A 21,569-nucleotide genomic window follows, 5' to 3' on the forward strand; every position below is an offset into this window, starting at 1 on the left:
GCTCCATAATTGCACTAATAATGCAATTATATAGCAAAATCATTACCATTTAAATATTTATAATAACTAAAACCTTAAGAAACATATTTTTTATGGCTCATTTGAATTTCTTCAATATTTAGATCGGCATAAATTTGAGTGGTTGCGGGCGTGTTATTTCCAAGTATTCTCTGAACGGATTGGATACTTGCACCGTTGTTTACCGCAGTTGTAGCTGTAGTGTGTCGTAATAAATGAGGATGAACAGATTTGATTATTCCGACTCGTTTTCCTAATTCATTGAATATCTTTTGATAACCTCTATGTCCTAACCGGTTAAATGGTTGCCTAGAGATAACAAAAAGAGCGTCGTTTTTATCTTTGCGTGACTCCAAATACTTCCAGAGGTGGACCTTTGCTTTAGCATTTAGAAATACTGTTCTCTCTTTATTACCCTTACCAATAACATTAACGGTCTCATTATTCCAGTTAATATCATTTTTATTTAATTTATAAACCTCGTCAAGACGACAACCTGTACTATAAAAAAATTCTATTAAGGCTTTTTCTCTTTGTGTCCTACATGCCAACCTTAACATTTCTAATTCCTCCGGAGATAATGATTTCCTGATCCGCTTTTCCTTTTTTGTCGGTTTGATTTTTCTCATTGGATTCTTTAAAATATAGTCCTCTGTTTCAAGCCAACTAAAATAACTTCTTAGAATACTTATTTCTGTATTCAAAGTAGTATTTTTTATACCCGTAGAAGAATACTGTGCAAGATAGCGCCTTATATCCATCGTATCAATATCCTCAATTCTTTTTTGAATTGTTTTGGAGAATCTTAAGAGATGGTGGGAATAACTTTTAAGAGTAGTATTTGATAACCCTTCCAACTTTTTTGCTGTAATAAAAAGAACTACTTTTTCAGAAATACCCTCGTAAGATACAATAGATTTTTCAATCTGATGTAGTTCATAATTGTACAATTCTTCTTCTATTATATTTTTTAGTTTAATTGACTCATCATGGGAAAGAAACACAATTGCCTTACTCAAAATACGGATAATTACATCTTCTTTTAACATATTATACCCCTTTCGTGTTGCATGAAAAAGAATAACAAGATATAATTATCTTGTTCCTATCATAGGACGTTTGGGAGTAGTGTTAACTTTGGACGGTGAGCACTACTCCTTAATTTTTTGTAATATTAATATTTTATTCTAGATTAAATAGTAGAAGACAGACTATGGGATGTTATGTCTTACTAAAAATGCTTGTTACTTACTTTTTTTCATTTTACGAAATGTATCAAGAAAAGCTTTTACAGCGGTTTTTTCATCTTCTGTTAATTCTTCATCGTAAACAATCTTGCTTTGGTCAGAACGCCCCAGTAAGTAATCTGTTGTTACATTAAAATAATCAGCTACTCTCTTTAATTTGTCTGATGTAGGAGAAACTTTATCCCAATTTCTTATTACACCTTTTCCAAATCCAAGTATACGTTCAAGCTCAGTAGGAGTAATATCTTTTGATATGCATAAGTCTTTTATTTTATCTACGGTCGACATATATTCACCTCGTTAAGTACTGGCAGAATAAAATCGTATATTCGAGTTGACAATACGAAAATAATCGTCTATAATAAAATCAAGCTAAATTGAACAGCAAAAACACACAGCATATTTACTTGTAGATATAGTTTCCGGCAAGTTTTATTTTTTATGCTTTGTTGTACGAAAATAATCTGCTACAAATAATAATAATACGTTTTTAACCGTCTGTCAATAAAATTAGCAAATTTTAAGCACATTTTCATGAAAGGAGGTTTCTACACAATGACTGTTTTTGAAAAAGAAGTACGAAAGGCACTTATAGATAAAGATATGACAGTGAACAAGTTGGCGGAAGAGATGGGGATATCATCATGTTACCTGATAGATATTCTAAAAGGTAATAGAACAGGTAAAAAACAAAAAACAAAAATACTTGCTTTGCTTGGATTAGATGAATCTATTTGTACAGAAAGATAGGGGGATTTGAAATGTCATTATCAATACCTAAAAAAACAGTTTTATATTCAGATGGTAGTACTGAGGATTTTGGGGAAATTGAATTTTCAAACGCTCAAGAAGATGCGGCAATAAAATTATTAATTCACATTTTAAAAACGACTGGTGATAAAAACGATGGTCGATTAAAGTCTCTTTAAAAACGAAAAAATGTATTTAGGAAGGAGGTCATAGTATGAAATCTACTGGAATTGTAAGAAAGGTCGACAATCTGGGAAGAGTTGTTCTACCAGTTGAGATTCGTAGAACAATGGATATTGACTTAAAAGACCCAATAGAAGTCTTTGTGGATGGACAAACAATAATTCTTAAGAAATACGAACCCGAATGTATCTTCTGTAAAAATGCAAAAGATGTTCAGTCATATAAGGGCAAAAATATTTGTCCTAACTGCTTGAAGGATTTAGCAAGGGGGTGTGATTAATTTAAAAGCTTTATGGTGTTAAATGTGAACGAAAGGAGGAAGAAGCAATCAATGAAAAAGAAAAACAAACTTGAAAACCGTATTGAAGTATTGGAAAAGAAACTAGCCGAACTGGAGCTGCAACTCCAAGAACGGCCTACTGTAGTTAATAATAACTATTATCAAAATGAAAATAAGCCTAATACTTTTGACCATTGACTATAGCATTTGGTTTAATGCAAATATTTTCAGAATGGTTTTCTAGGTGTCCTATAACACCAGAAACAGTTAAATATCCTTGATTAGTAATTTTATTAACCATTCCAGAAATATCAGCTCTTCCTTCTGGTTCAATGCATATATTTTCGGTAACCATGCCAGAAACTTCAAGAGTGGAATTGTTTTCAACAGTTATGTTACCAGCAACCATGCCACTTACCTTTAAATATGAATTTGATTTAAGAACTATATTTCCAGTATATTTGCTATCAATGCTTTTGGTTGATTCGATAATCAATTTTACACCCCCTTTTATGGGAAATTATATCACAAATTTTTACAGTAAAGGAGAATTTATGAATGAAAAAAATAATGCCAAAGCCAGTTACATTAAATGACTGTCTGTTAGTTATGCAGATGGGTTATGAAGTTGAGATTGACAATGGTCAAGTAACAAGGCTTATAAAAAAGAAAAAGCCCTCATTTTTGAGCGCTAAAAAAATTAACCTATTTACATTCTACAAGGTTTGACCTACCTGGTCAAGGAGTAATTTATGCTTGGAATTAAAGCTTCTATAGCAATCGGAGACATAGTAACTGCTAGGACTGAGTTTAAATCGAAATATATTGCTCAAATAATAGATATAAACTATAGCATTCGTAATTGTCTTTCATTGAAAATTTTGGCGTGTACATTCTATCCATCACAAAAAGCATTGTTGTACAAAGATGTTTACAAAGAAAGATTCCCTTTGGTATACGAATCACTTTACAAATGTGGTATTGATTCGATTGAGACATATTCTGGAACAATACCGGAGTATTACGAACTAATGCCCCGGGTGTTGGAAGAGACTTTTCTGATTGAAACAGAAGCTGATCGTGAGATTTACGAAAGGCACAAGAAATATTGGAATGAAATGCGAGGTGGTAGAAGTGCCACAGGATAGGTTTGACTGCTGCTCGTCTTTTATGAAATGCTCTGACGCATGGGCCTGTATACACGCCGATGATCCTTTGTTAGTAAATTGCACGTACAGGAAAAAGTTAGAGGCAGGAATTTGCTTTTACGGTAAAAATACGAACATTTTCGAGCCTCTGAAATACGGAAGACTTCCGGAGGGATTTGTTCCTTTTCAAAAGCCACAGGCTAAAACAGATTCTAAGACTGAATTATATCTTACATGCTATAAAATGCCGTTTGCGATACTCACAAGATCCAGTAATACATGGTCATATAAGCTTGATTCCGAAAACATAAAACTAATTACGGATGAATTTACAGCAAGGACTATACCATTTAGGACAAGTTTGGATTTTTTTGAGCAATTACCAGGTGATGATGTTGAGATTGAAGGGCCATGTAACAGCAGAGTAGTTTTTAAAATTGGTGACAGGGAATTTCATATTCTTAGTTTTAATGGTTACTTGATTCAAAATTGGTATGCTGAAAAAATAAATAAGTCACTGCTGGCTAAAGACTTTGAAAGTAGGGTCGAATTAGTAGGAAGTTATATTCACTCTAAGAGTCAAGTTAACTCTATAACTAAAAGTTTAATTGACTCAAAACCTCCTAAGAATGATTCGGTTAGCCATAATATTCCAGTGCAACTAACATTATTTGATTTATCGGAGGTTACAACTTCAAGTTATAGGAGGTCATAATTTTGGTTTACTTACTTCATTTTGACAAACCATACAAACATGCAAGGCATTACATTGGTTTCACCGATAACCTTGACAGGCGACTTCACGAACATGAATTAACGGCAAAAGGTGCAAGACTATTGAAGGTTGCAAGTTCTGCCGGAATAAAATTTACAGTTGCCCGAACATGGGAAGGAGATCGAAAACTAGAGAGAAAACTGAAAAACCGTAAAAAGAGTTCCAGCTTATGTCCAATTTGCAGAGGGGAGGTGGTTAATTGAATGGCAAGACCGTTCAAGGAATCACTTGATTACTTTCCGCTAGATGTGGATTTCTTGGAGGATAAAAAGGTTAAGCTTATTAAAATTGAATTCGGAGCAAAAGGTATTTTAGTCCTTATATCCTTACTGGCATTAGTTTATAAAAGTAACGGATACTTTTACAAATGGGATAATGACGATTGCTTCCTGATGTCTGACGGTGTCGGTTGTGGTTGTAATCCCGAATTCATACAAGAAGTTTTACAAGGGTGTGTTAGACGTTCCATATTCGATGATGGAGTATTTAACATGTTCAATGTATTAACTTCATCAGGCATTCAGAAAAGGTTTATAAAGGCAGCTTCTGAACGCCAAAATATCACTATTATAAAAGATTACTGGCTAGTAGATACATCTGATAAAAAAGTATTTACAGACGGTATTCTTAAAAAGCTTACCATTAATTCGATTAATCCTCCGATTAAAACAGTTAATCCTCCGATTAATTTAATAAAACCGCCTAATAATCCCCAAAGTAAAGTAAAGGAAAGTAAATTAAATAAAAAACATATATCGTCCGAATTTTCGTCCGATGATATTCAATACAAATTAGCTTTAGAATTGAGGTCTTATATTTTAAAGAATAACGATAAGGCAAGAGTCCCTGATTCCAACAAGCTACAAAGTTGGGCTAGTGAAATTGATAAAATGCTCAGACTGGACAAGCATACCGCTGATGAAATCAGAGCAGTGATTACATATTCACAAAAAGATAGTTTTTGGCGTTCAAACATACTAAGTGCTTCTAAACTTCGAGATAAATACGACACGTTATATATTCAATCAAAGTCAAAAGGATACAGCCAAATTAATATTTCACAGGCATCTAACAGAGGGAATTTTGAACAAAGGGATTATGAAGACAGTTACTTTGAAAACTTTTTCAATAATACGAAAGGAGCAAAATAAGAGATGTTAAAAAAATTGAGTAAGGCTGAGTTTGTAAAATTAACATCTAAAAAGCAAGAGCAGAAAAGACGTAGAAAAGCACTCAATGAAAAAATAAAGGCGAATGAAGATGGTAAAAGTGAGTACTTTTCACACGGGAATTTCGGAACATGGTAGTAAACAATAGCAAAATATTACGCACCAAAAGAAGGTGAGTTATTTGAGTACAATACCAAATCCAATATGTCCGAAATGCGGTTCTGATGATACATGCATGATGAAAAATGAAATTTATGAGTGCTTAGAGTGTGGTGAATTATTTGAAGAACAAGAATAAGGAGAATAGTAAATATGCTTACACATTTTAGCACATTTACCGGTATTGGCGGGATAGATTTAGCGGCAGAATGGGCCGGATTTGAAACAGTAGGGCAGTGCGAATGGGCGGATTATCCTACGAAGGTGTTAGAAAAGCACTGGCCTAACGTACCAAGATGGAGGGATATAAGAAGTGTCACAGCAGAAAGCTTTAAAGAAAAAACAGGATTATCAACAACTACCATTATTAGCGGCGGATTCCCTTGTCAGCCTTTCAGTAATGCCGGGCTGCGAAAAGGCAAAGAAGATGACCGTTACCTCTGGCCGGAAATGCTTAGAGTTATATCAGAACTCAAGCCCACTTGGTTTATTGGCGAAAATGTTGCTGGAATCATCGATATGGCACTCGACCAAGTGTTATCTGACTTGGAAAGTCAAGGCTACTCCACGCAAACGTTTATTATTCCGGCTTGTTCCCAAAACGCCTCGCATCGGAGGGATAGAGTGTTTATTATTGCCAACATTGACAGTAGCAGATATATACACAGGGAAATTAAAAAGTACTCAGCAAAACATAGAATCAATGCATTCAATGACACTACCAAGAGCATTAGCACTATTACCGACATTGACGGCAACAGAATACAAAGGAGTTTCGAAGAAAAGGTATTATGGCAGCAAAGATTACCACGGCAACAGGGTATCGGAAGCGTTGAGGGATGGGTTGAACGATGCAACGAATATGAACCCAAATTACTGCGAAATTTTCATGGGGTTCCCAATGGGATGGACAGAGTTAAATGTCTTGGAAATGCCGTAGTACCGCAACAGGTATATCCAATACTGAAGGCCATAGCAGATATTGAACGGGGGATAGGGAGAAGGTGAAGAATAAACACATGAAAATCGGACTTATAGACGTTGACGGACATAACTTCCCGAATCTGGCACTGATGAAAATATCAGCATATCATAAGCAGCAAGGAGATCAGGTTGAGTGGGCGCATAGTCTTGATACATACGACAGGGTTTACATGAGTAAGGTTTTCACTTTTACCCCAGACTATGATACCTGTATACAGGCTGATGAAATCATTTGGGGTGGCACAGGGTACGACCTTAAAAATAAACTCCCGGCAGAAATAGAAAATATGTGCCCTGACTTTAGCCTGTATAAACAATACAAAGAAGCATACGGATTCTTAACCAGAGGTTGCCCTAATAATTGCCCGTTTTGTATTGTCCCGGAAAAAGAAGGTTGCAAGAGCTGCCAGGTTTCGGATTTAGGACAGTTCTACAGAGGCCAGAAAGAAATAAAACTCTTAGATCCGAACCTGTTAGCCTGTAAGTCCGAGAAATATAATCTACTGCAGCAGCTTGTCGACAGTAGGGCGTGGGTGGATTTTACCCAGGGATTAGATATTCGACTGATGGATGATAAAGCAATAGACCTGATAAAGCGGATCAAGCTGAAAATGATTCATTTCGCCTGGGATCGAGAGAAGAACAGCCACCAGATAATGAAAAATCTACAAAATTTCAAAAAAGTAACAGGAATTGACAGAAGGAAAGCAGCGGTTTATGTACTTACGAACTATGAAACAGAGTTTGAATTTGATCTCTACCGGGTGTATAAGCTTAGGGAACTTGGATATGACCCATACATAATGATTTACGACAAAGAAAATGCCCCGGAGAATGTTAGGCACCTGCAACGGTGGGTAAACAATAAGATCATATTTTTAAGCTGTGAGAAGTTTGAGGACTATAACTGCAAGTTAGGTTAGTACGGAATATAGAGGAGGTGAAAACTTGGAGATTAACACGCTGTATAACATGGACTGCATGGAAGGGATGAAAGACATTGATGATAAGTCTATAGATATGATTTTGTGTGACTTGCCTTACGGTACTACTCAATGTAAATGGGATAATGTAATACCGTTTGAGCCATTGTGGGAACAGTACGAAAGAATTATAAAAGATAACGGTGCAATTGTTTTGACGGGCTGTGAACCATTTAGCAGTATGTTAAGGCTTAGTAATTTAAAGCTTTATAAATATGATTGGATATGGGATAAAGTAAAAGGTACGGGATTTTTAAATGCAAAAAAACAACCAATGCGAAATCATGAAATTATTAGCGTTTTTTACCGTAAACAATGTACATACAATCCGCAAAAAACACAAGGCCACAACCTCAAAAAGTCTTATCGCTCTAAAAATCTGCAGACTGATGTGTATGGAGAAATGAAAAATGACTATACTTATGAATCAACAGAGAGATATCCACGAAGTATTCAGGTTTTTTCTACAGACACTCAAAATTCGTCTTTGCATCCAACCCAAAAGCCGGTAGACCTATTTAAATACTTAATAAAAACTTACACAAATGAAGGGGATTTAGTACTTGATAATTGCATTGGGAGCGGTACTACTGCAATAGCTTGTTTAAACACTGACAGAAAGTACATAGGTTTTGAAATTGACAAACATTATTTTGATGTTGCTCAAGAGAGAATACACAGAACGGTAGCACAGTTAAGTTTAGTTTAGTACGGAATATAGAGGAAGTGCGAGGTGAGTTTATTGAGAAAAGACCAATGTTTATTTTGTAAAAGCAGGCGTTGTCATATAAGAATTGTTAGATACGAAGAACCAAAATACGATGAAGTGGCTTGCAACCGGCACATTTTAGAATTAGAGAAACACTCTGATAAGGTGCTGGGATATAAAAACGGTGTTATGAGGCACCACATTACAAGTTCAGGGCAATTGAAACGTGGAGAACTGATGCGATAGGCCAGAGGCCGGAAAGTTAGGTGCTATGAAAAAGATTGATGCAAATATTTTAGAATCTTTTGTAAAGATATTTCCACATAAAAAAATATCTAAGGATGTTTATATATTTATCAATAAACCATCAAGAATGCCTAAATTAGCAAAAACCGAATTAAAAGAGTTATTTGAAACACTGTGGCAGTTTATAACGGCACCATTACTACTTGTTATTGGGTTATATAAATTATTTAAGGTTTTCTTACCTGTAATTTATATCAGAAGAAAGGAGTGAGGACATTGGCAATTAATATGATGTGTGAAAGAAGCACTTGTAAGCACTATTTTGAGGATTGCTGTATGAGGAATTTACAGGAAGAAAGTATCCACATTGATGAGTGCGGTTACTGCCAAACATTTGAACCCGGAGTTAATGATGCTTACGAAGAAATGGACAAAATGACCGATGATGAAATCAAGAAAGGGTGATGACACTTGAAAAATAAATTTGATAGACATAAACAATTATGCGATGAACTAAACGAAGTCTACAAGGCTAAAAACATAGCCTACGGTGACAGCTTCGGCAAAACGTTTCAGGAGTTGGGTGTGATATCGGCTGTAACCCGTATGTACGATAAATTTAACCGGATAAAAGCACTCTCTACTGGGGTAGAAAATAAAGTGGCTGACGAAGGTTTAAAAGACACTTTGAAGGATATGGCAAACTACTGCCTTATGACGTTGATAGAGTTGGAGATACAGGAGCAGAGAGGGAGTGAGGACAATAATGAAGTATAAGCCAGAGGATTACATAAATAGTGGATTTTATGAAGGAGACGAGGACTTAGTAAACCGCAAAGAAAAGGTTGTAAAGTGTAGAAAACCTCATAAGTGCATGGGTGGTTGTAATAAAGAAATTGACATAGGTGAATATGCTCTATTAGAAACCGGTTTTATGGACGGAAAGCCTGTATCATGCTACACCTGTTTACCATGTATAGATAAATGGCTAGATGTAATTAATGGAGGGAGTGAGGACGTTGAGGGAGATTAAATTTAGGGCAGTTATTAAGGCTACAAAAGAAGTTTTTCCTGTGATAACAATATGGAGCAATTCGGTATGTTTGGATTTATCAGAAAGTAATAAGTATGAATATCCAGAGAAAGTGTTTTTGATGGATGAAATAGAGCTACTTCAATACACGGGCCTGCACGACAAGAACGGTATTGAGGTATTTGAGGATGATATAGTTCAAACAGTAACAATGACAGTTATTGTTAAGTTTGGAGAATTTACACCAGTAGTTTTAAAAGAATGGTGTGAGGAACAGGGAGTAACTGAAGATGTAAAAATGGTTGGGTTTTACTGTGAAGGTATCAAAAGTAAAATCGACAGTCAAGTTAAAGGGAAAGAATTCTTCTTACCATCCCATTCACCTTGCTCATTTACCGTAATCAGCAACATACACGACAACCCCGAACTGATGAAGGAGAGTGATTGAGTTGTTAAATGATTTAGCAAAAGAAGTACACCAGAACGCTGTAGAGCATGGCTGGTGGAAGCAGGATAGAAGCTTCGGTGAAATTATTGCACTGTGCCATAGTGAGCTGTCAGAGGCTTTGGAAGAGTATAGGAATGCATCAGACAGAATCAGGAAGTTACCTATGTATTTTAGTGGTGGTGGATATGTAGCTGGTGCAGTCACGGAATGCTGCAAAAAGCCAGAAGGAATTGCAGTAGAACTGGCAGATTGCATTATAAGGATTTTGGACTATTTTGGCAGGGAAGGTATCAATATTGATAAATTGGACTCATGTCATTTATCTGTAATGGTGCTTAATAATTTTGGAGATTTGATTGCTGCTTACCACATGTATTTATCTAAAGCTTTAGAAGAATATGAAAATTCTTGGCTAAAGGGATTAGTTGAGCAGATTTATAGCTATTGTGAAAGAAATGAGATTGATATGGATGCCGTGATACAAATCAAGCATATGTACAACAAAACAAGGCCGTATAAACACGGCGGTAAGGTGATTTGAAAGGATGGTGTAAAGGATTATGGACATGACTGGATTCAAAATGATTTATGGGGAACAAGTTTTTAATGTGATTGATATCATACCAACGTTTACAGAATCACCACAAGATGGATTTAGAAAGGCAAAATTTATTGATGCGGTTTACGTTGATGAAGATGGGGAAATAAGAGCAGTACATGATGAAGCATGGTGCTTTAAATTTGTTAGGAGATAGTTCAGTAAATTAGTCTATTGCGTACGAAGCGAGGGAATTAAAATATGAAAAAATGTAGTGAATGTGAATATTTATATACACCCTCCCGCTGTTGGGATTCATATAAATGTGAGTTGTATCATTTTTGGACTTTTAAATGGGATGGTAGTATGCCAAAGACAAGTCCTGTATGGTGTCCTCTAAAAATTAAAAAAGAAAAGAACCAAAAGTGTCCAGTTCAGTAATACACAATTTGAATACAGGTTGATGTTAGTCTATTACGTACAAGTGAGGTATAGAAATGAGAAGGAAAAGAAAGCAGGAATACAACTATTGTGTAAAGTGTAACCAAAAGTTCCGCCCTGTGAGAAGTGACCAGTTATATTGCTGCAAAGGCTGTAGACTTCGATATTACAAAAGTATACGACAGTCAATTGCAAAGGATAAGAAAGCCGGTAATTTATAGCGTGATACGAATATGCTGTGATGAAAGGAATGATAACTTATGAGCAGTGGAATTGCATGTACGTGTGAAAGCAAAGATAAAAATAATTGGAGAATAAGGCATTATAGGCATAACCATTCGGCTTTTGAACATCCCAAATATGCTGAACATTATAGTGATAGGTCAACTATTATTTGCTTAAAGTGTCATGGGGTGTGGAGAACGAAAGCATCTTATGTTGAAGTTCTTAAACATGAAGGAATTGACTGAGTACGTGCGCATTTTGAATATTTTACGTACTGAATAAGGCAGAAAGTCGAGAGATATATGATACAGAAAAAATCTTGGATTAAACAACTATTTTGTAAACATAATTTTGTTCAAGCAAAAAAAGCAAGCAAGTATGAATCTATTTCTGGTGAGAGAATTTATATAGTTTGTGAACATTGCGGGAAAGTTAATAGCTCATATTACAGAGAGTATGAAGGAATGGGATACAAGTAATTAATATAAATTATATACTTATTATCTGTAATGTGATATCATACATAAAGAACAAAACGTTCCATAATACGGATACAATAGAACGAAATTCACGTAATACGTAGATTAAGGAGGTGCCTATGAATAAAGAGGAGTTAAGCAGATTTATAGAAATTGAAAAAGAAATAAAACAAATAAAAGAAGAGTTAAAAAAAATAGCACCTGAATACAGAAAGGATGCTGTCACTGGTTCAACCGTTTCTTTTCCATATATCGCTCATCAAGTCAAAATTGAAGGATATGATTATAATAGTTTTTTTAGGAAAGTAAAAAAAATAGAAAACAGACTCAATAAAAAGTTGGAGGAATTGGTTGATACTAAAGATAAAATTACAGATTACATATACAATAACATACCTGACAGCGAACTAAGGCAAATACTAATGTACAAATATATTGACGGAAAATCATCTAAACAAATTGGGGAACAAATGGGGTGGACAAGCAGAACTATTGAAAGAAGACTAGAAAGATGGTCAAAAAGTTGTCGGTGATTGTCGCTTAAATACAATATATAATTGTACTATCAAAAATTATATAGATTTATTCAGGGACACAAACAACATCAGGGACGGATACCTTGGTGTTGTTTTTATTTTATTTAAAAAGGGGTGTGCTCTTCATGGCCAAATATAAATTTATATGTGCAACATGGGTTTGGGGCACATTCAGAGAAGGCAAATGGTTTTGTATCTTTCCTAAATGTGCAAAGTACAAAATACAGACAGGCAGGGGAAAGTTATATGAATAAAAAGCCTGCTAAACCAATACCGGAAAGTCATTATGATCGTTTCAAATATCGCCTTGAAGAAATTAGCGGAGAATGGGCAGAAAGAAACATTACTATTTTTTTGCTAGATATTGCAACAGGATATAGGATTCAGGACATTATACATTTGACTATATCAGACATTCAGACAGCACTACAGCAAGGATATTTTGAGATTCAGGAAAAAAAGCAGTATAACGCTTGGAAAACTCACATGAGAAAAAGTCCTAAATCTTCAAAAAAAATTCCTGAAAAAAGAAAACATGATATAGTTCCGCAACTTGAGGTCATTCTTAAAAAGTACATAAAAAATAAAAAGAAGTCCGAATATGCTTTTCCTTCCCAAAAAGGTTCAGGTAGCAAACATATTAGTGAAAAAGCATACTCAGATATATTAAAAAAAGTTGCAGATGACAATGAAATAAATCTTAAAAACATTACCGGACACAGTCTGAGAAAAACGTATGCAAGAAGACTTTTTGAAGAAACAAACAACCTTGAATACGTAAGAATTGCACTCGGACATTTGAGTGTTGAGGTAACAAAAAGATATCTCGGATTAGATGATGATGTTAAAGAGTCAGCAGCAAAAATAGCAGGAAGAAAATTATAATTTTAATTTAAAATCCGCAATTAGTTAAGACATACTTATTTCCAATGCTATAAAAAATAACTACAATATATGCAATAAAAAATAAAATCCGTAATCCTATATGTTATTGCGGATTTACAAAGCACTCAAAAAAGTGGTTCAAAGTGTTGATATTTAAGCGTTACAAAGACATTGCATAAAAAATGCTTAAAAAATAACATAGAGACTCATGTATAGAGCCAAGTCTACATGTGGAGGTGAGAACAATTAAGTCAGTTCAAGAAATAATTGATAGTAGTTTAAAGCTTATCGAATCAATGGTTGAGGACAATAAAACCGATAAAGAAATAGCTGATAAGTTAGGAGTTGGATACTCAACATATAAAAAATATAAAGCCACAAATGATGATTTAAAGGCAGTTATATCCGAAGGAAAAGATAAAAAGAATCAAAGAGTAGAACAGGCAGTATTCAAGACTGCTGTTGGTTATACTTACTGGGAAGAAGTAGCTACAAAGGTTAAGTGCCAAGAGTTAGCTGAAGATGGAACTACTATTCTTGAAAAAGAGTCGGTTGTTATAAGTGAAGTTAAGAAGTATAAAGGCCCTGATTTGGCAGCACAAAAGTACTGGCTTAACAACAGAGAGAAATCACAGTGGAAAGAAGATCCTCATGGAGTTGAAAACAATAAAAAGCTTACTAAGCTTAAAGAAAAGGAAGTCAATTCAAAAGCTATAAGCTTGTAAAGAAGGTGAAAAGGATTGCGATATATACCAAGTGTTCATGTGGCAAGAAAATAATACAAGGCAGTAAGTGTGAATGTAGGAAAGATAGATATAAACGGTATGATAAAGAAGTAAGGTACAATCAGGACAATATAAAGTATACAGAGTTTTATAATAGTCCCGAGTGGGATAAGTTAAGCCAATACATTAAAAACAAATACAATGGGTTATGCTTGATGTGTTTACTTGATAATGATGAAATAACTGCTTGTGATTTAGTTCACCACATCACACCAATTAGAATTGATTTCAGTAAACGCTTGGATGTGAAAGAGTTGATACCTCTTTGCCATGCCTGCCACAACAGCATAGACCACATCAACTACACCGAGGAAGTAAAAAGCAAACTGAGAGCTTTGCTAACAGAGTATCAAAAAAAATATGTATAGACCCCGGGGGATAGGAAAAAGTTTTTAGTCATAGTTGCAACACCCGAGTGGCTCTCTCAGTCGAATAAAATTCCCAAAATGAAAGTTTGAACTCGGAGAAAAAAAAGGTGAAAATATGAGCAGACCATGCAAGGTGGTAGACAGTCAAAGCAGACATAGTACAAAAGAAGAAATTGAAGCGAGGAAAGCTGCAGAGGAAAGCATAAAAAGTTTGGATGACAAAATACATATTCCTCCGGAATACCTGTCTGAAAACCAAAAAAAAATATATAGGTTTATAATAGAGGAACTGAAAAGAACAGGCATATTGACAAACTTAGATGTTTACATACTTTCAACTTGTGCTATTGCCGTTGACCGGTTACAGACTATTGAAACTATAATAAATAAAAATATTGGCAGCCTTCTTAACAAAGATCTGATGAGTACAAAGGACAAATACTCTAAAGACTTATACCGATGCTGTAATGAATTATCATTATCCCCTCAATCACGGGCGAAGCTTGGAAATCTTGCCTTAGAAAATAAAGAGAAGGAAGAAGATCCTGTATTAAAAGCCTTAAGGGAAGATGATGAGGAATGATTCTTTTAAATAAAGCATTAAAATATTGTGAAGATGTAATTGAAGGTAGGGAGATCACCACCTGGGAAGTAAAAAAGCAATGCTGTATATTTGTACAAGACTACTATCAAAACCAGTATAATGAGTCTTTTGAGTTTTACTTTGATGAAAAGAAACTAAAAAAAATTAATAATCTGTTAAAACTGTTTAATTATGCAACAGGGTTTGTTGCAGGTCAACAGGTACTGAATGGCTTGGAGGGATTCCAAGCCTTATTTATTGCAGCAATCTTTGGATGGAGATATAAAAAAAATAAAAGAGAGTTCAGGTACAGGGATGTAGTTTTATTTATACCAAGGAAAAATGCTAAGAGCTTTATAGCAGCACTGGTAATTCTTTTATTAATGCTTACTGAACAAAATTTCAGCGAATTTTACAGTATATGTATAGACAGGGATTTAGCAAAGGAAACAAGAAAGGCAATGGCCCAGCTGATAAAAGCAAGTCCTTTAATCCAGAAACACTTTATTGTATCTGAAAGTGAAATAGGAGTTATAAAGTGTAGAATTACCAACAGCTATTATATTCCGAGAACAAGCAAGGCAAATAAAAACAACTCTATCAGACCAGCCTGTTTTGTTGCAGATGAAGTAGGAGCTTTTACAACAAACGATAACATACAGGCGATGAGAAAAGGACAATTAAGTGTTCTTAATCCTATCCAGATACAGACGACTACGGCCTACGCTGAGAGTGATTCCATTATGTTGGATGAATTGGAATATGACAGATCTGTATTAAAGGGTATTACTCCAAACCCAAAGCTTTTCTGCTTACTGTATTATTGCAGTAGGGAAGAAGCTTGGACAGAAGAAGGGCTATACAAAGCTAACCCATTAAGGGTTGAAAAAAATTATGCTGAAATCAGAGCCGATAGGGAAATAGCCAAGATAAAAACCAGTGAACAGGAAGAATTGCTGACTAAAAACTTTAACGTATTCCTTGAAACCAATGAACTTAACAAATATCTTGATATGGACCATTGGAAGAAGTGGGAAATCACTGAAGAAGAATTTAAACGTAGGATTAAAGGCAAAAAGGTTAAAGTAGGGGTTGATTTATCGGTAACTACAGATTTAACTGCCGTTGGGATTGAATTTGAGGACGAAGACATTATATATTGCAAGTCACACGGATTTTTACCGGAAGATAGCCTTGCAAGTCGAAGGGAAAAAATTGATTATAGAGCATATGCAAAAGCCGGTTATTGTGACCTTCACAAAGGAATGACCGTTAATTATACACTCGTTGAAGAATATATTCGAAATATAGAAGTCAAATACGAATGTGAAATAGAGGTTATAGTAACTGACCCTACAAACGCAAAAGAAATGATGGAAAGACTGTCAGCGGACTATGATGTAGTGTTACTGAAACAAACCTATACGAACCTTTCTCCAGCTACTAAAGAATATAGAAAGGCTGTTTATGATGGCAAAACAAGACATGTTAAAAATGAATTGCTTGATTGGAACATGAACAAAGCGAGTACATCAAAGGGCAAAGGCGATGATGAAATGCTGATAAAAGAGGATAAAAACAAACAGAGGATTGACATGGTTGTAGTACTTGTTTTTGCCTATACAGAATTCGTAGGGAGCAATATTAAAGTTAACACAAGTAAGTATCATACAGAAGAATATATTAATAGTTTTTATGGGGGAGGAGACGAAGATATTTAAAAAAATAATATGTCAAATAGGCGCAGCGGAAGTACTTTTCTGCCTTGGCCTATTTTTTATTTCTTTTGCTAGTTACAAAATTAATTACATATTAGGTTCATATGTAACAGGAGCAGCACTTATTTTGGTCAGCTTAATTATTACCAAGGCAGACAGGAAGTGATTATGTGGGATTTTTAAAAAAAGCAATAAGCAAAAAAGATACATATGTAAATAATGAGTGGAGTGCCGAATTATTAAAAATGCTTGGTATAGATGCTGGCTATTCCAACAGAGAAAAACTCGGAGAGATAACATATTTTACATGCCTTAAGCACTTAAGCGAATGTATGGGTAAATTGCCAATAATTCAATACAGGGAAGATCCTCTAAAAGGGAAAGAACGTATTCGGGGAAAACCGCTACATTATTTGTTAAATACAGAGCCGAACCCATATATGACTGCTACAACTTTTTGGGAAACTGTTGAGCTCAATAGGAATCATTTTGGGAATGCATTTGTGTACCAGGAATATTACAGAGCAGGAAGAAATGCCGGGCAGGTAAAAAACTTATGGTTACTTCCAACAAATGAAGTCACGGTATGGGTTGATAACAGAGGCATATTTGGTATACCTAAGGGGATATGGTATGTGTGGCAAGACAGTAGGAGTGGCAAGTCTTGGAAATTTAATTGTGATGAAATATTACATTACAAAAGTTCACTAAGTTGGGACGGTATAGTCGGACTATCAATAAGAGACATTTTAATACTTCAAATAGAACAGGCTATGTCGGCACAGAAGTTCTTAAATAAACTATATAAGACAAATATGTTCGGTGGAAAGATAATGGTCCAGTATACCGGTGATATGGACATAAAAGGCGAAAGTGCATTGGTAAAAAAACTTGAATCATTCTCTTCTAATACTGGTTCGGGTAAGTTTATACCTTTGCCACTTGGCATAACGGCAACAATGCTGGACATGAAACTCACGGATGCACAGTTTTTTGAATTAAACAAATATAGTGCGTTACAGATTGCAGCCGCATTTGGAATCAAGCCCAACATACTTAATAATTATGACAAGTCTAGTTACAGCAACAGCGAAACCCAGCAACTTGACTTTTATATTAACAGCCTTTTACCGAACCTGAAAGGATATAAAGAAGAAAATACAAGGAAGCTCCTTACAACATCAGAACTGGCAGACAGTAACACACTAGAACATGATACCAGGGAGTTATTCAAACTTGATCCTGTAAATCAAATGAATAGGCTACAAAAAGGTGTTAATAATTTTATGATTACAGCCAACGAAGCAAGAGAAGAACTTGGTCAACCATACAGCGAGGAACCCGTTGCAAACATGCTTATTGGAAATGGCAACTACATAAGACTTGATCAGGTTGGAACACAATGGAGAAGGGGGAAAAACAATGATAAAAGTGACACAGGAAATACCTGAGGGAAGATTTTGTGCAGAGATATCACACAATAGTAATAATGCCAGTAAAAAGTGTATATTCCTTGACAGGGATTGTCCACCAATAATAGCAAGACGTATGGAAGGTTTTACTTGCAGAAGGCATCCGGAAGTAATTCTTGGAATGGAATTAAATCAACAAGTAACTGATAAAGTGGTAAAATGCCATGCCTGTCAAAAAGAAACTTGCGGAGGTGAAACGGATGCCCAAACTGGAATTATTGAATAAGGATAAAAGAACCGGAAAGGAAAAAGTATGTGGGAACCTTGAAATCAAGAATCAGAGTAATGACCTCTCTGAACTTTTTATTTATGGGGATATCATGAACTATAAATGGGATGAATCAGATGTTATACCACAGGACATAGCAGACTTTCTCAAAGAACTGGATGGGAAATCAAAACTGAATATATATATAAATTCGGGTGGCGGTTCAGTATTTGCCGGATTAGCCATATACAATCAATTAAAAAGGCATACAGCTGAAAAAACGGTATATGTAGATGGTGTAGCAGCCAGTATAGCATCTGTAATAGCAATGTGTGGGCAAAGGCTTATAATTCCTTCAAATGCTTTTCTTATGATTCATAAAGCATGGTCATTATCGGTGGGTAATGCAAATGATTTCAGGAAAGCTGCAGAAGATCTTGAACGCATTGACGAAGGGATTCTAAATATTTACAAAGAAAACCTTGCTGATGGGGTAGACATAGAAACTATAAAAGAATTGGTCAACTCTGAAACATGGCTTACGGGTGAAGAGGCTTCAAAATACTTTAATATTGAGGTGGTGGAGGAAAGCAAAGCTGCTGCTTGCGCATCGGATTACTTCAGTAAGTACAAAAATTCTCCTAAAGTATTTAACACACAACAAAAACATAACCAAAGAGAAGAAATTGAAAAACAAAAACTATTGTTAGAAATAGACCTGATATAGGGTCTTTTTTTATAACCATTTTATGAAGGGAAGGTAATAATATTATGACCAGAGAAGAAAGAGAATTAAGAGCGCAGCTGGCACAACTAAAAAACGAAGCAAGAACTCTTGTAGACGAGGGGAAAATTAAAGAAGCTCAAGCGAAAGCAGATGAAGCAAAATCAATTCAGGCAAAAATTGATTTGATAAGGGATATAGAATCAATTGAAGATTCTGCTGGGAACCCAATTAATGGAGAAGAAAAGGATAAAGCAGAAGAAGAAAAGCAATATAAAGCTGCATTTTGTAAAGCACTGAGAGGTAAAAACCTTACCGAGGCCGAAGCATCTATGCTTGATTCTAAAGCTGCATTGAGTGAAGGGACCGCTGCTGACGGAGGATTAATTGTTCCTCAGGACATTCAGACAAAGATTAATGAGTATAAAAGGACTCTTATTGACCTATCTCAATTAGCTACAATTGAAGGAGTTACTACATTATCAGGCAGTAGGGTACTTGAAAAACTTGCCACAATGACACCATTTGAGAATATCACAGACGATACTGCAGATATAGATGAAATGGTAAACCCTCAATTTGAGCAGGTTACATATTCCATTAAAAAATATGCAGGTTGGTTGCCAATACCTAATGATTTATTAAAAGATACCGATCAAAACATACTAGCCTACTTGACAAGATGGATTGGGAAAAAATCCATAGTAACAAATAGCACACTATTTATGGCTATCTTGAATGCATTAAATGAGGTTACGCTTGCTGATTGGAAAGCAATCAAGAAAGCATTGAATGTTACATTGGACCCTATGCATGCAACTTCGGCAGTTATTCTTACAAACCAGGATGGGTTTCAGTATCTGGATACATTGGTTGATGGACAAGGAAGGCCGCTTCTCAAAGACGATATAACTCAGCCTTCGGGGAAAATACTCTTTGGCAAGCAAGTAAAAGTTGCCCCAAATAGCCAACTCCCAACTACCGGGACAACTACCAAATACGCACCAATGTTTATAGGAGACACTAAAGAAACTGTTATCAAATTCGACAGACAGCAGTACGAAATAGCCTCAACAAACGTTGGAGGAACTGCCTTCAGAAAGGACAGAACCGAATTAAGAGTAATCGAAAGGGAACAGTACAAAGCTTGGGATACAGCAGCTACTGTAAGAGGTAAAATCGATGTTACTGCAATAGTTTAGTTTGTCAAGAAGGGGAGATTAAAAACCTCCCCTTTTATAAATTCAGTTAGGAGGTACTTAATGGAAAAATATATGATTTTAATTGATGGCATCAAACTGGACGGTGTAGAATTGGAAAACGACAGCGTTGTCGAGTTGCCTTGGCAGATTGGTGATAATTATATTGCCAGAGGATGGGCTAAAAAGGCTGGTGAAAAAGATGATACTGACATTAGTAGAAGCGAAAAAATATCTAAAGGGAGACGAAAGTGACACTTCAGAGGATTTGGACATTCTTTCACTTATTACTGCAGCTGAAGAATATTTGAAAAATGCAGGATGTAAGCTACCCGAAGGAAATGAACTTGCTAAACTTGCAATTAAGCTCCTTGTTGTTCACTGGCATGAAAATAGAGAGCCAATTGGAAAAGCAGATAAGCTGCAATATAGCCTATCAAATATAATTCTTCAGTTACAGTTCTGCTATGAAGAGGAGACAATAATATGAATCCAGGAGAATTAAAGCACCGTATCCGGATACAGAAGAAAACAAAAAGCATAGACAACAAAGGGCATCCTGTTGAAACTTGGGTTGATTTTGGTGCAACTCAAGATCGGCCAGAGGTGTTCCGCTGGGCTAAATGGGTTTGGTTGCACGGTAATGAATTTTACGCTGCGGCTGCGGCCATGTCAAAGGCTACGGCTAATATAACCATACGTTACATACCTAATTTAACGCCTGATATGTCCGTTTTGTACAAGGGTAAGCGTTACGGTATTTTACCGCCTATTGATAATATCAGAGAAGAAAATAAGGTAATAACATTTAAAGTCTACACTATTGAAGCGGGGTGATACCATGTCTATGAATATTGGAACTCATAGTGGTAACAACGGGTTTGATATATCGGAATTTGACATAATGATAAATCAACTTGAAAAAATGGGAATAGATACCGCACAGATAGCTGAAAACGTTCTTGATGCCGGGAGCGAACCTGCAAGGCAAGCATTTATACGAAATATGCCTCCAAACTCAAAAAGAGACAAGGAACATGCAAGGGATAATGTTGTTGTATCTAAAACCAGAATAGCGAGAAAAACAAAAAACAGATACCGCTTAGTCGGGACCTTAAACCGAAATTTTGAGTATCTGTATTATGTTGAAAACGGCACAACACAAGCCCCACCCCATCCTTTTATAGAAAAAGCATACCGAGCAGCTAGGGACGCAACAGTAGAACCGATGAAAGAAGCTTTTAACCGTGAATTTGACAAATATATGGGGGGATAA

40 protein-coding genes are annotated in these 21,569 nt (G+C 35.6%); 37 read left to right on the top strand and 3 right to left on the bottom strand.

Translation table 11 applies throughout. The annotated features are described in order from the left end of the window. Positions 1 to 74: 74 nt before the first annotated feature. Together xerA and CLO1100_RS05525 are read right to left on the bottom strand one after the other, a co-directional pair. Positions 75 to 1,067 (bottom strand): site-specific tyrosine recombinase/integron integrase, encoded by a 993-nt coding sequence (gene xerA, locus CLO1100_RS05520; RefSeq protein ID WP_014312764.1) that lies wholly within the window; start codon positions 1,065 to 1,067, stop codon positions 75 to 77. Positions 1,068 to 1,262: 195 nt separating this feature from the next. Beyond that, entirely contained in the window at positions 1,263 to 1,553 is a 291-nt protein-coding gene (locus CLO1100_RS05525; protein ID WP_014312765.1) for a helix-turn-helix transcriptional regulator, read from the bottom strand. Positions 1,554 to 1,820: 267 nt separating this feature from the next. Here CLO1100_RS05525 and CLO1100_RS05530 point away from each other — a divergent pair, with 267 nt between their 5' ends. The 4 genes from CLO1100_RS05530 to CLO1100_RS20645 are packed head-to-tail and all read left to right on the top strand — an operon-like array spanning position 1,821 to position 2,676. After that, on the top strand, positions 1,821 to 2,015 hold the full coding sequence (locus CLO1100_RS05530; protein WP_014312766.1) for a DNA-binding protein: 195 nt from the start codon (positions 1,821 to 1,823) through the stop codon (positions 2,013 to 2,015). 11 nt (positions 2,016 to 2,026) lie between these two features. Beyond that, positions 2,027 to 2,194, top strand: coding sequence for a hypothetical protein (locus CLO1100_RS20640; RefSeq protein WP_014312767.1), 168 nt, complete (start codon positions 2,027 to 2,029; stop codon positions 2,192 to 2,194). A gap of 35 nt (positions 2,195 to 2,229) precedes the next feature. Beyond that, on the top strand, positions 2,230 to 2,478 hold the full coding sequence (locus CLO1100_RS05535) for an AbrB/MazE/SpoVT family DNA-binding domain-containing protein (protein ID WP_014312768.1): 249 nt from the start codon (positions 2,230 to 2,232) through the stop codon (positions 2,476 to 2,478). 51 nt (positions 2,479 to 2,529) lie between these two features. Beyond that, the gene (locus CLO1100_RS20645) at positions 2,530 to 2,676 is read left to right on the top strand and encodes a hypothetical protein (RefSeq protein WP_014312769.1); all 147 of its coding nucleotides are present in this window, start codon (positions 2,530 to 2,532) and stop codon (positions 2,674 to 2,676) included. Here CLO1100_RS20645 and CLO1100_RS05540 read toward each other — a convergent pair. Next, on the bottom strand, positions 2,657 to 2,974 hold the full coding sequence (locus CLO1100_RS05540) for a hypothetical protein (RefSeq protein WP_014312770.1): 318 nt from the start codon (positions 2,972 to 2,974) through the stop codon (positions 2,657 to 2,659). The genes CLO1100_RS20645 and CLO1100_RS05540 overlap by 20 nt on opposite strands. Positions 2,975 to 3,036: 62 nt before the next feature. On the opposite strand from CLO1100_RS05540, the gene CLO1100_RS20650 reads away from it, so the two are divergent. The 33 genes from CLO1100_RS20650 (at position 3,037) to CLO1100_RS05685 (ending at position 21,569) form a co-directional block, all read left to right on the top strand. Next, positions 3,037 to 3,207, top strand: a complete 171-nt coding sequence (locus CLO1100_RS20650; protein ID WP_014312771.1) for a hypothetical protein — start codon at positions 3,037 to 3,039, stop codon at positions 3,205 to 3,207. A 23-nt stretch (positions 3,208 to 3,230) separates the two neighbouring features. After that, on the top strand, positions 3,231 to 3,626 hold the full coding sequence (locus tag CLO1100_RS05545; protein ID WP_014312772.1) for a hypothetical protein: 396 nt from the start codon (positions 3,231 to 3,233) through the stop codon (positions 3,624 to 3,626). Continuing rightward, the gene (locus CLO1100_RS05550; RefSeq protein WP_014312773.1) at positions 3,613 to 4,341 is read left to right on the top strand and encodes a hypothetical protein; all 729 of its coding nucleotides are present in this window, start codon (positions 3,613 to 3,615) and stop codon (positions 4,339 to 4,341) included. The genes CLO1100_RS05545 and CLO1100_RS05550 overlap by 14 nt, the downstream gene beginning before the upstream one ends. 2 nt (positions 4,342 to 4,343) lie before the next feature. Continuing rightward, positions 4,344 to 4,604 carry a GIY-YIG nuclease family protein gene (locus CLO1100_RS05555; RefSeq protein WP_014312774.1) on the top strand — a complete coding sequence of 87 codons (261 nt, stop codon included), beginning with the start codon at positions 4,344 to 4,346 and terminating at the stop codon, positions 4,602 to 4,604. Beyond that, the gene (locus CLO1100_RS19950) at positions 4,605 to 5,552 is read left to right on the top strand and encodes a DUF4373 domain-containing protein (protein WP_014312775.1); all 948 of its coding nucleotides are present in this window, start codon (positions 4,605 to 4,607) and stop codon (positions 5,550 to 5,552) included. It abuts the gene before it with no gap. Between the two features lie 3 nt (positions 5,553 to 5,555). After that, positions 5,556 to 5,708 carry a hypothetical protein gene (locus tag CLO1100_RS20655; protein ID WP_014312776.1) on the top strand — a complete coding sequence of 51 codons (153 nt, stop codon included), beginning with the start codon at positions 5,556 to 5,558 and terminating at the stop codon, positions 5,706 to 5,708. 174 nt (positions 5,709 to 5,882) lie between these two features. Then, complete coding sequence (gene dcm, locus CLO1100_RS05565) at positions 5,883 to 6,737, top strand: DNA (cytosine-5-)-methyltransferase (protein ID WP_014312777.1); 855 nt, start codon at positions 5,883 to 5,885, stop codon at positions 6,735 to 6,737. Further along, entirely contained in the window at positions 6,734 to 7,636 is a 903-nt protein-coding gene (locus CLO1100_RS05570; RefSeq protein ID WP_014312778.1) for a radical SAM protein, read from the top strand. The genes dcm and CLO1100_RS05570 overlap by 4 nt, the downstream gene beginning before the upstream one ends. Before the next feature lie 25 nt (positions 7,637 to 7,661). Then, a complete protein-coding gene (locus CLO1100_RS05575) occupies positions 7,662 to 8,405 on the top strand; it encodes a site-specific DNA-methyltransferase (RefSeq protein ID WP_014312779.1) in 744 nt (247 codons plus the stop codon). 24 nt (positions 8,406 to 8,429) lie between these two features. After that, the gene (locus tag CLO1100_RS20185) at positions 8,430 to 8,651 is read left to right on the top strand and encodes a hypothetical protein (RefSeq protein WP_083826363.1); all 222 of its coding nucleotides are present in this window, start codon (positions 8,430 to 8,432) and stop codon (positions 8,649 to 8,651) included. A 25-nt stretch (positions 8,652 to 8,676) separates the two neighbouring features. Next, positions 8,677 to 8,922, top strand: coding sequence for a hypothetical protein (locus CLO1100_RS05580; RefSeq protein ID WP_014312780.1), 246 nt, complete (start codon positions 8,677 to 8,679; stop codon positions 8,920 to 8,922). 65 nt (positions 8,923 to 8,987) lie between these two features. Next, positions 8,988 to 9,116, top strand: a complete 129-nt coding sequence (locus CLO1100_RS21215) for a hypothetical protein (protein ID WP_278244397.1) — start codon at positions 8,988 to 8,990, stop codon at positions 9,114 to 9,116. 6 nt (positions 9,117 to 9,122) lie between these two features. Continuing rightward, positions 9,123 to 9,428 carry a nucleotide modification associated domain-containing protein gene (locus CLO1100_RS05590; protein ID WP_014312782.1) on the top strand — a complete coding sequence of 102 codons (306 nt, stop codon included), beginning with the start codon at positions 9,123 to 9,125 and terminating at the stop codon, positions 9,426 to 9,428. Continuing rightward, entirely contained in the window at positions 9,418 to 9,684 is a 267-nt protein-coding gene (locus CLO1100_RS05595; protein ID WP_014312783.1) for a hypothetical protein, read from the top strand. Before CLO1100_RS05590 ends, CLO1100_RS05595 begins: the two co-directional genes overlap by 11 nt. Then, a complete protein-coding gene (locus CLO1100_RS19955) occupies positions 9,671 to 10,132 on the top strand; it encodes a YopX family protein (protein ID WP_014312784.1) in 462 nt (153 codons plus the stop codon). The genes CLO1100_RS05595 and CLO1100_RS19955 overlap by 14 nt, the downstream gene beginning before the upstream one ends. A gap of 1 nt (position 10,133) precedes the next feature. Then, the gene (locus tag CLO1100_RS20660) at positions 10,134 to 10,673 is read left to right on the top strand and encodes a hypothetical protein (RefSeq protein ID WP_014312785.1); all 540 of its coding nucleotides are present in this window, start codon (positions 10,134 to 10,136) and stop codon (positions 10,671 to 10,673) included. Between the two features lie 19 nt (positions 10,674 to 10,692). After that, complete coding sequence (locus tag CLO1100_RS05610) at positions 10,693 to 10,887, top strand: hypothetical protein (RefSeq protein WP_148265061.1); 195 nt, start codon at positions 10,693 to 10,695, stop codon at positions 10,885 to 10,887. A 280-nt stretch (positions 10,888 to 11,167) separates the two neighbouring features. Continuing rightward, positions 11,168 to 11,332 carry a hypothetical protein gene (locus CLO1100_RS20665; RefSeq protein WP_187288907.1) on the top strand — a complete coding sequence of 55 codons (165 nt, stop codon included), beginning with the start codon at positions 11,168 to 11,170 and terminating at the stop codon, positions 11,330 to 11,332. 39 nt (positions 11,333 to 11,371) lie between these two features. Next, positions 11,372 to 11,581, top strand: coding sequence for a hypothetical protein (locus CLO1100_RS20440; protein ID WP_014312787.1), 210 nt, complete (start codon positions 11,372 to 11,374; stop codon positions 11,579 to 11,581). A 353-nt stretch (positions 11,582 to 11,934) separates the two neighbouring features. After that, the gene (locus CLO1100_RS05615; RefSeq protein ID WP_014312789.1) at positions 11,935 to 12,348 is read left to right on the top strand and encodes a sigma-70 region 4 domain-containing protein; all 414 of its coding nucleotides are present in this window, start codon (positions 11,935 to 11,937) and stop codon (positions 12,346 to 12,348) included. Between the two features lie 249 nt (positions 12,349 to 12,597). Next, complete coding sequence (locus CLO1100_RS05620) at positions 12,598 to 13,236, top strand: tyrosine-type recombinase/integrase (protein ID WP_014312790.1); 639 nt, start codon at positions 12,598 to 12,600, stop codon at positions 13,234 to 13,236. Positions 13,237 to 13,466: 230 nt separating this feature from the next. After that, a complete protein-coding gene (locus CLO1100_RS05625) occupies positions 13,467 to 13,961 on the top strand; it encodes a hypothetical protein (protein ID WP_014312791.1) in 495 nt (164 codons plus the stop codon). A 215-nt stretch (positions 13,962 to 14,176) separates the two neighbouring features. Continuing rightward, positions 14,177 to 14,389, top strand: coding sequence for a hypothetical protein (locus tag CLO1100_RS20670; protein ID WP_157833833.1), 213 nt, complete (start codon positions 14,177 to 14,179; stop codon positions 14,387 to 14,389). 115 nt (positions 14,390 to 14,504) lie between these two features. After that, positions 14,505 to 14,972, top strand: coding sequence for a phage terminase small subunit P27 family (locus tag CLO1100_RS05635; protein ID WP_014312793.1), 468 nt, complete (start codon positions 14,505 to 14,507; stop codon positions 14,970 to 14,972). Continuing rightward, positions 14,969 to 16,693, top strand: a complete 1,725-nt coding sequence (locus CLO1100_RS05640) for a terminase TerL endonuclease subunit (protein WP_014312794.1) — start codon at positions 14,969 to 14,971, stop codon at positions 16,691 to 16,693. Before CLO1100_RS05635 ends, CLO1100_RS05640 begins: the two co-directional genes overlap by 4 nt. 167 nt (positions 16,694 to 16,860) lie before the next feature. Next, positions 16,861 to 18,141 carry a phage portal protein gene (locus CLO1100_RS05650; RefSeq protein WP_014312795.1) on the top strand — a complete coding sequence of 427 codons (1,281 nt, stop codon included), beginning with the start codon at positions 16,861 to 16,863 and terminating at the stop codon, positions 18,139 to 18,141. Further along, on the top strand, positions 18,113 to 18,388 hold the full coding sequence (locus tag CLO1100_RS05655; protein ID WP_014312796.1) for a hypothetical protein: 276 nt from the start codon (positions 18,113 to 18,115) through the stop codon (positions 18,386 to 18,388). The genes CLO1100_RS05650 and CLO1100_RS05655 overlap by 29 nt, the downstream gene beginning before the upstream one ends. Then, a complete protein-coding gene (locus CLO1100_RS05660) occupies positions 18,363 to 19,097 on the top strand; it encodes a head maturation protease, ClpP-related (RefSeq protein WP_014312797.1) in 735 nt (244 codons plus the stop codon). The genes CLO1100_RS05655 and CLO1100_RS05660 overlap by 26 nt, the downstream gene beginning before the upstream one ends. Positions 19,098 to 19,141: 44 nt before the next feature. After that, the gene (locus tag CLO1100_RS05665) at positions 19,142 to 20,296 is read left to right on the top strand and encodes a phage major capsid protein (protein WP_014312798.1); all 1,155 of its coding nucleotides are present in this window, start codon (positions 19,142 to 19,144) and stop codon (positions 20,294 to 20,296) included. Positions 20,297 to 20,356: 60 nt separating this feature from the next. After that, positions 20,357 to 20,548 (top strand): hypothetical protein, encoded by a 192-nt coding sequence (locus CLO1100_RS05670; protein ID WP_014312799.1) that lies wholly within the window; start codon positions 20,357 to 20,359, stop codon positions 20,546 to 20,548. Next, positions 20,496 to 20,783 (top strand): head-tail connector protein, encoded by a 288-nt coding sequence (locus CLO1100_RS05675; protein ID WP_014312800.1) that lies wholly within the window; start codon positions 20,496 to 20,498, stop codon positions 20,781 to 20,783. The genes CLO1100_RS05670 and CLO1100_RS05675 overlap by 53 nt, the downstream gene beginning before the upstream one ends. Next, positions 20,780 to 21,130, top strand: a complete 351-nt coding sequence (locus CLO1100_RS05680; protein ID WP_014312801.1) for a phage head closure protein — start codon at positions 20,780 to 20,782, stop codon at positions 21,128 to 21,130. The genes CLO1100_RS05675 and CLO1100_RS05680 overlap by 4 nt, the downstream gene beginning before the upstream one ends. 4 nt (positions 21,131 to 21,134) lie before the next feature. Next, complete coding sequence (locus tag CLO1100_RS05685) at positions 21,135 to 21,569, top strand: HK97-gp10 family putative phage morphogenesis protein (RefSeq protein ID WP_014312802.1); 435 nt, start codon at positions 21,135 to 21,137, stop codon at positions 21,567 to 21,569.

Source organism: Clostridium sp. BNL1100, assembly GCF_000244875.1.
Taxonomy (GTDB): domain Bacteria; phylum Bacillota; class Clostridia; order Acetivibrionales; family DSM-1351; genus Ruminiclostridium.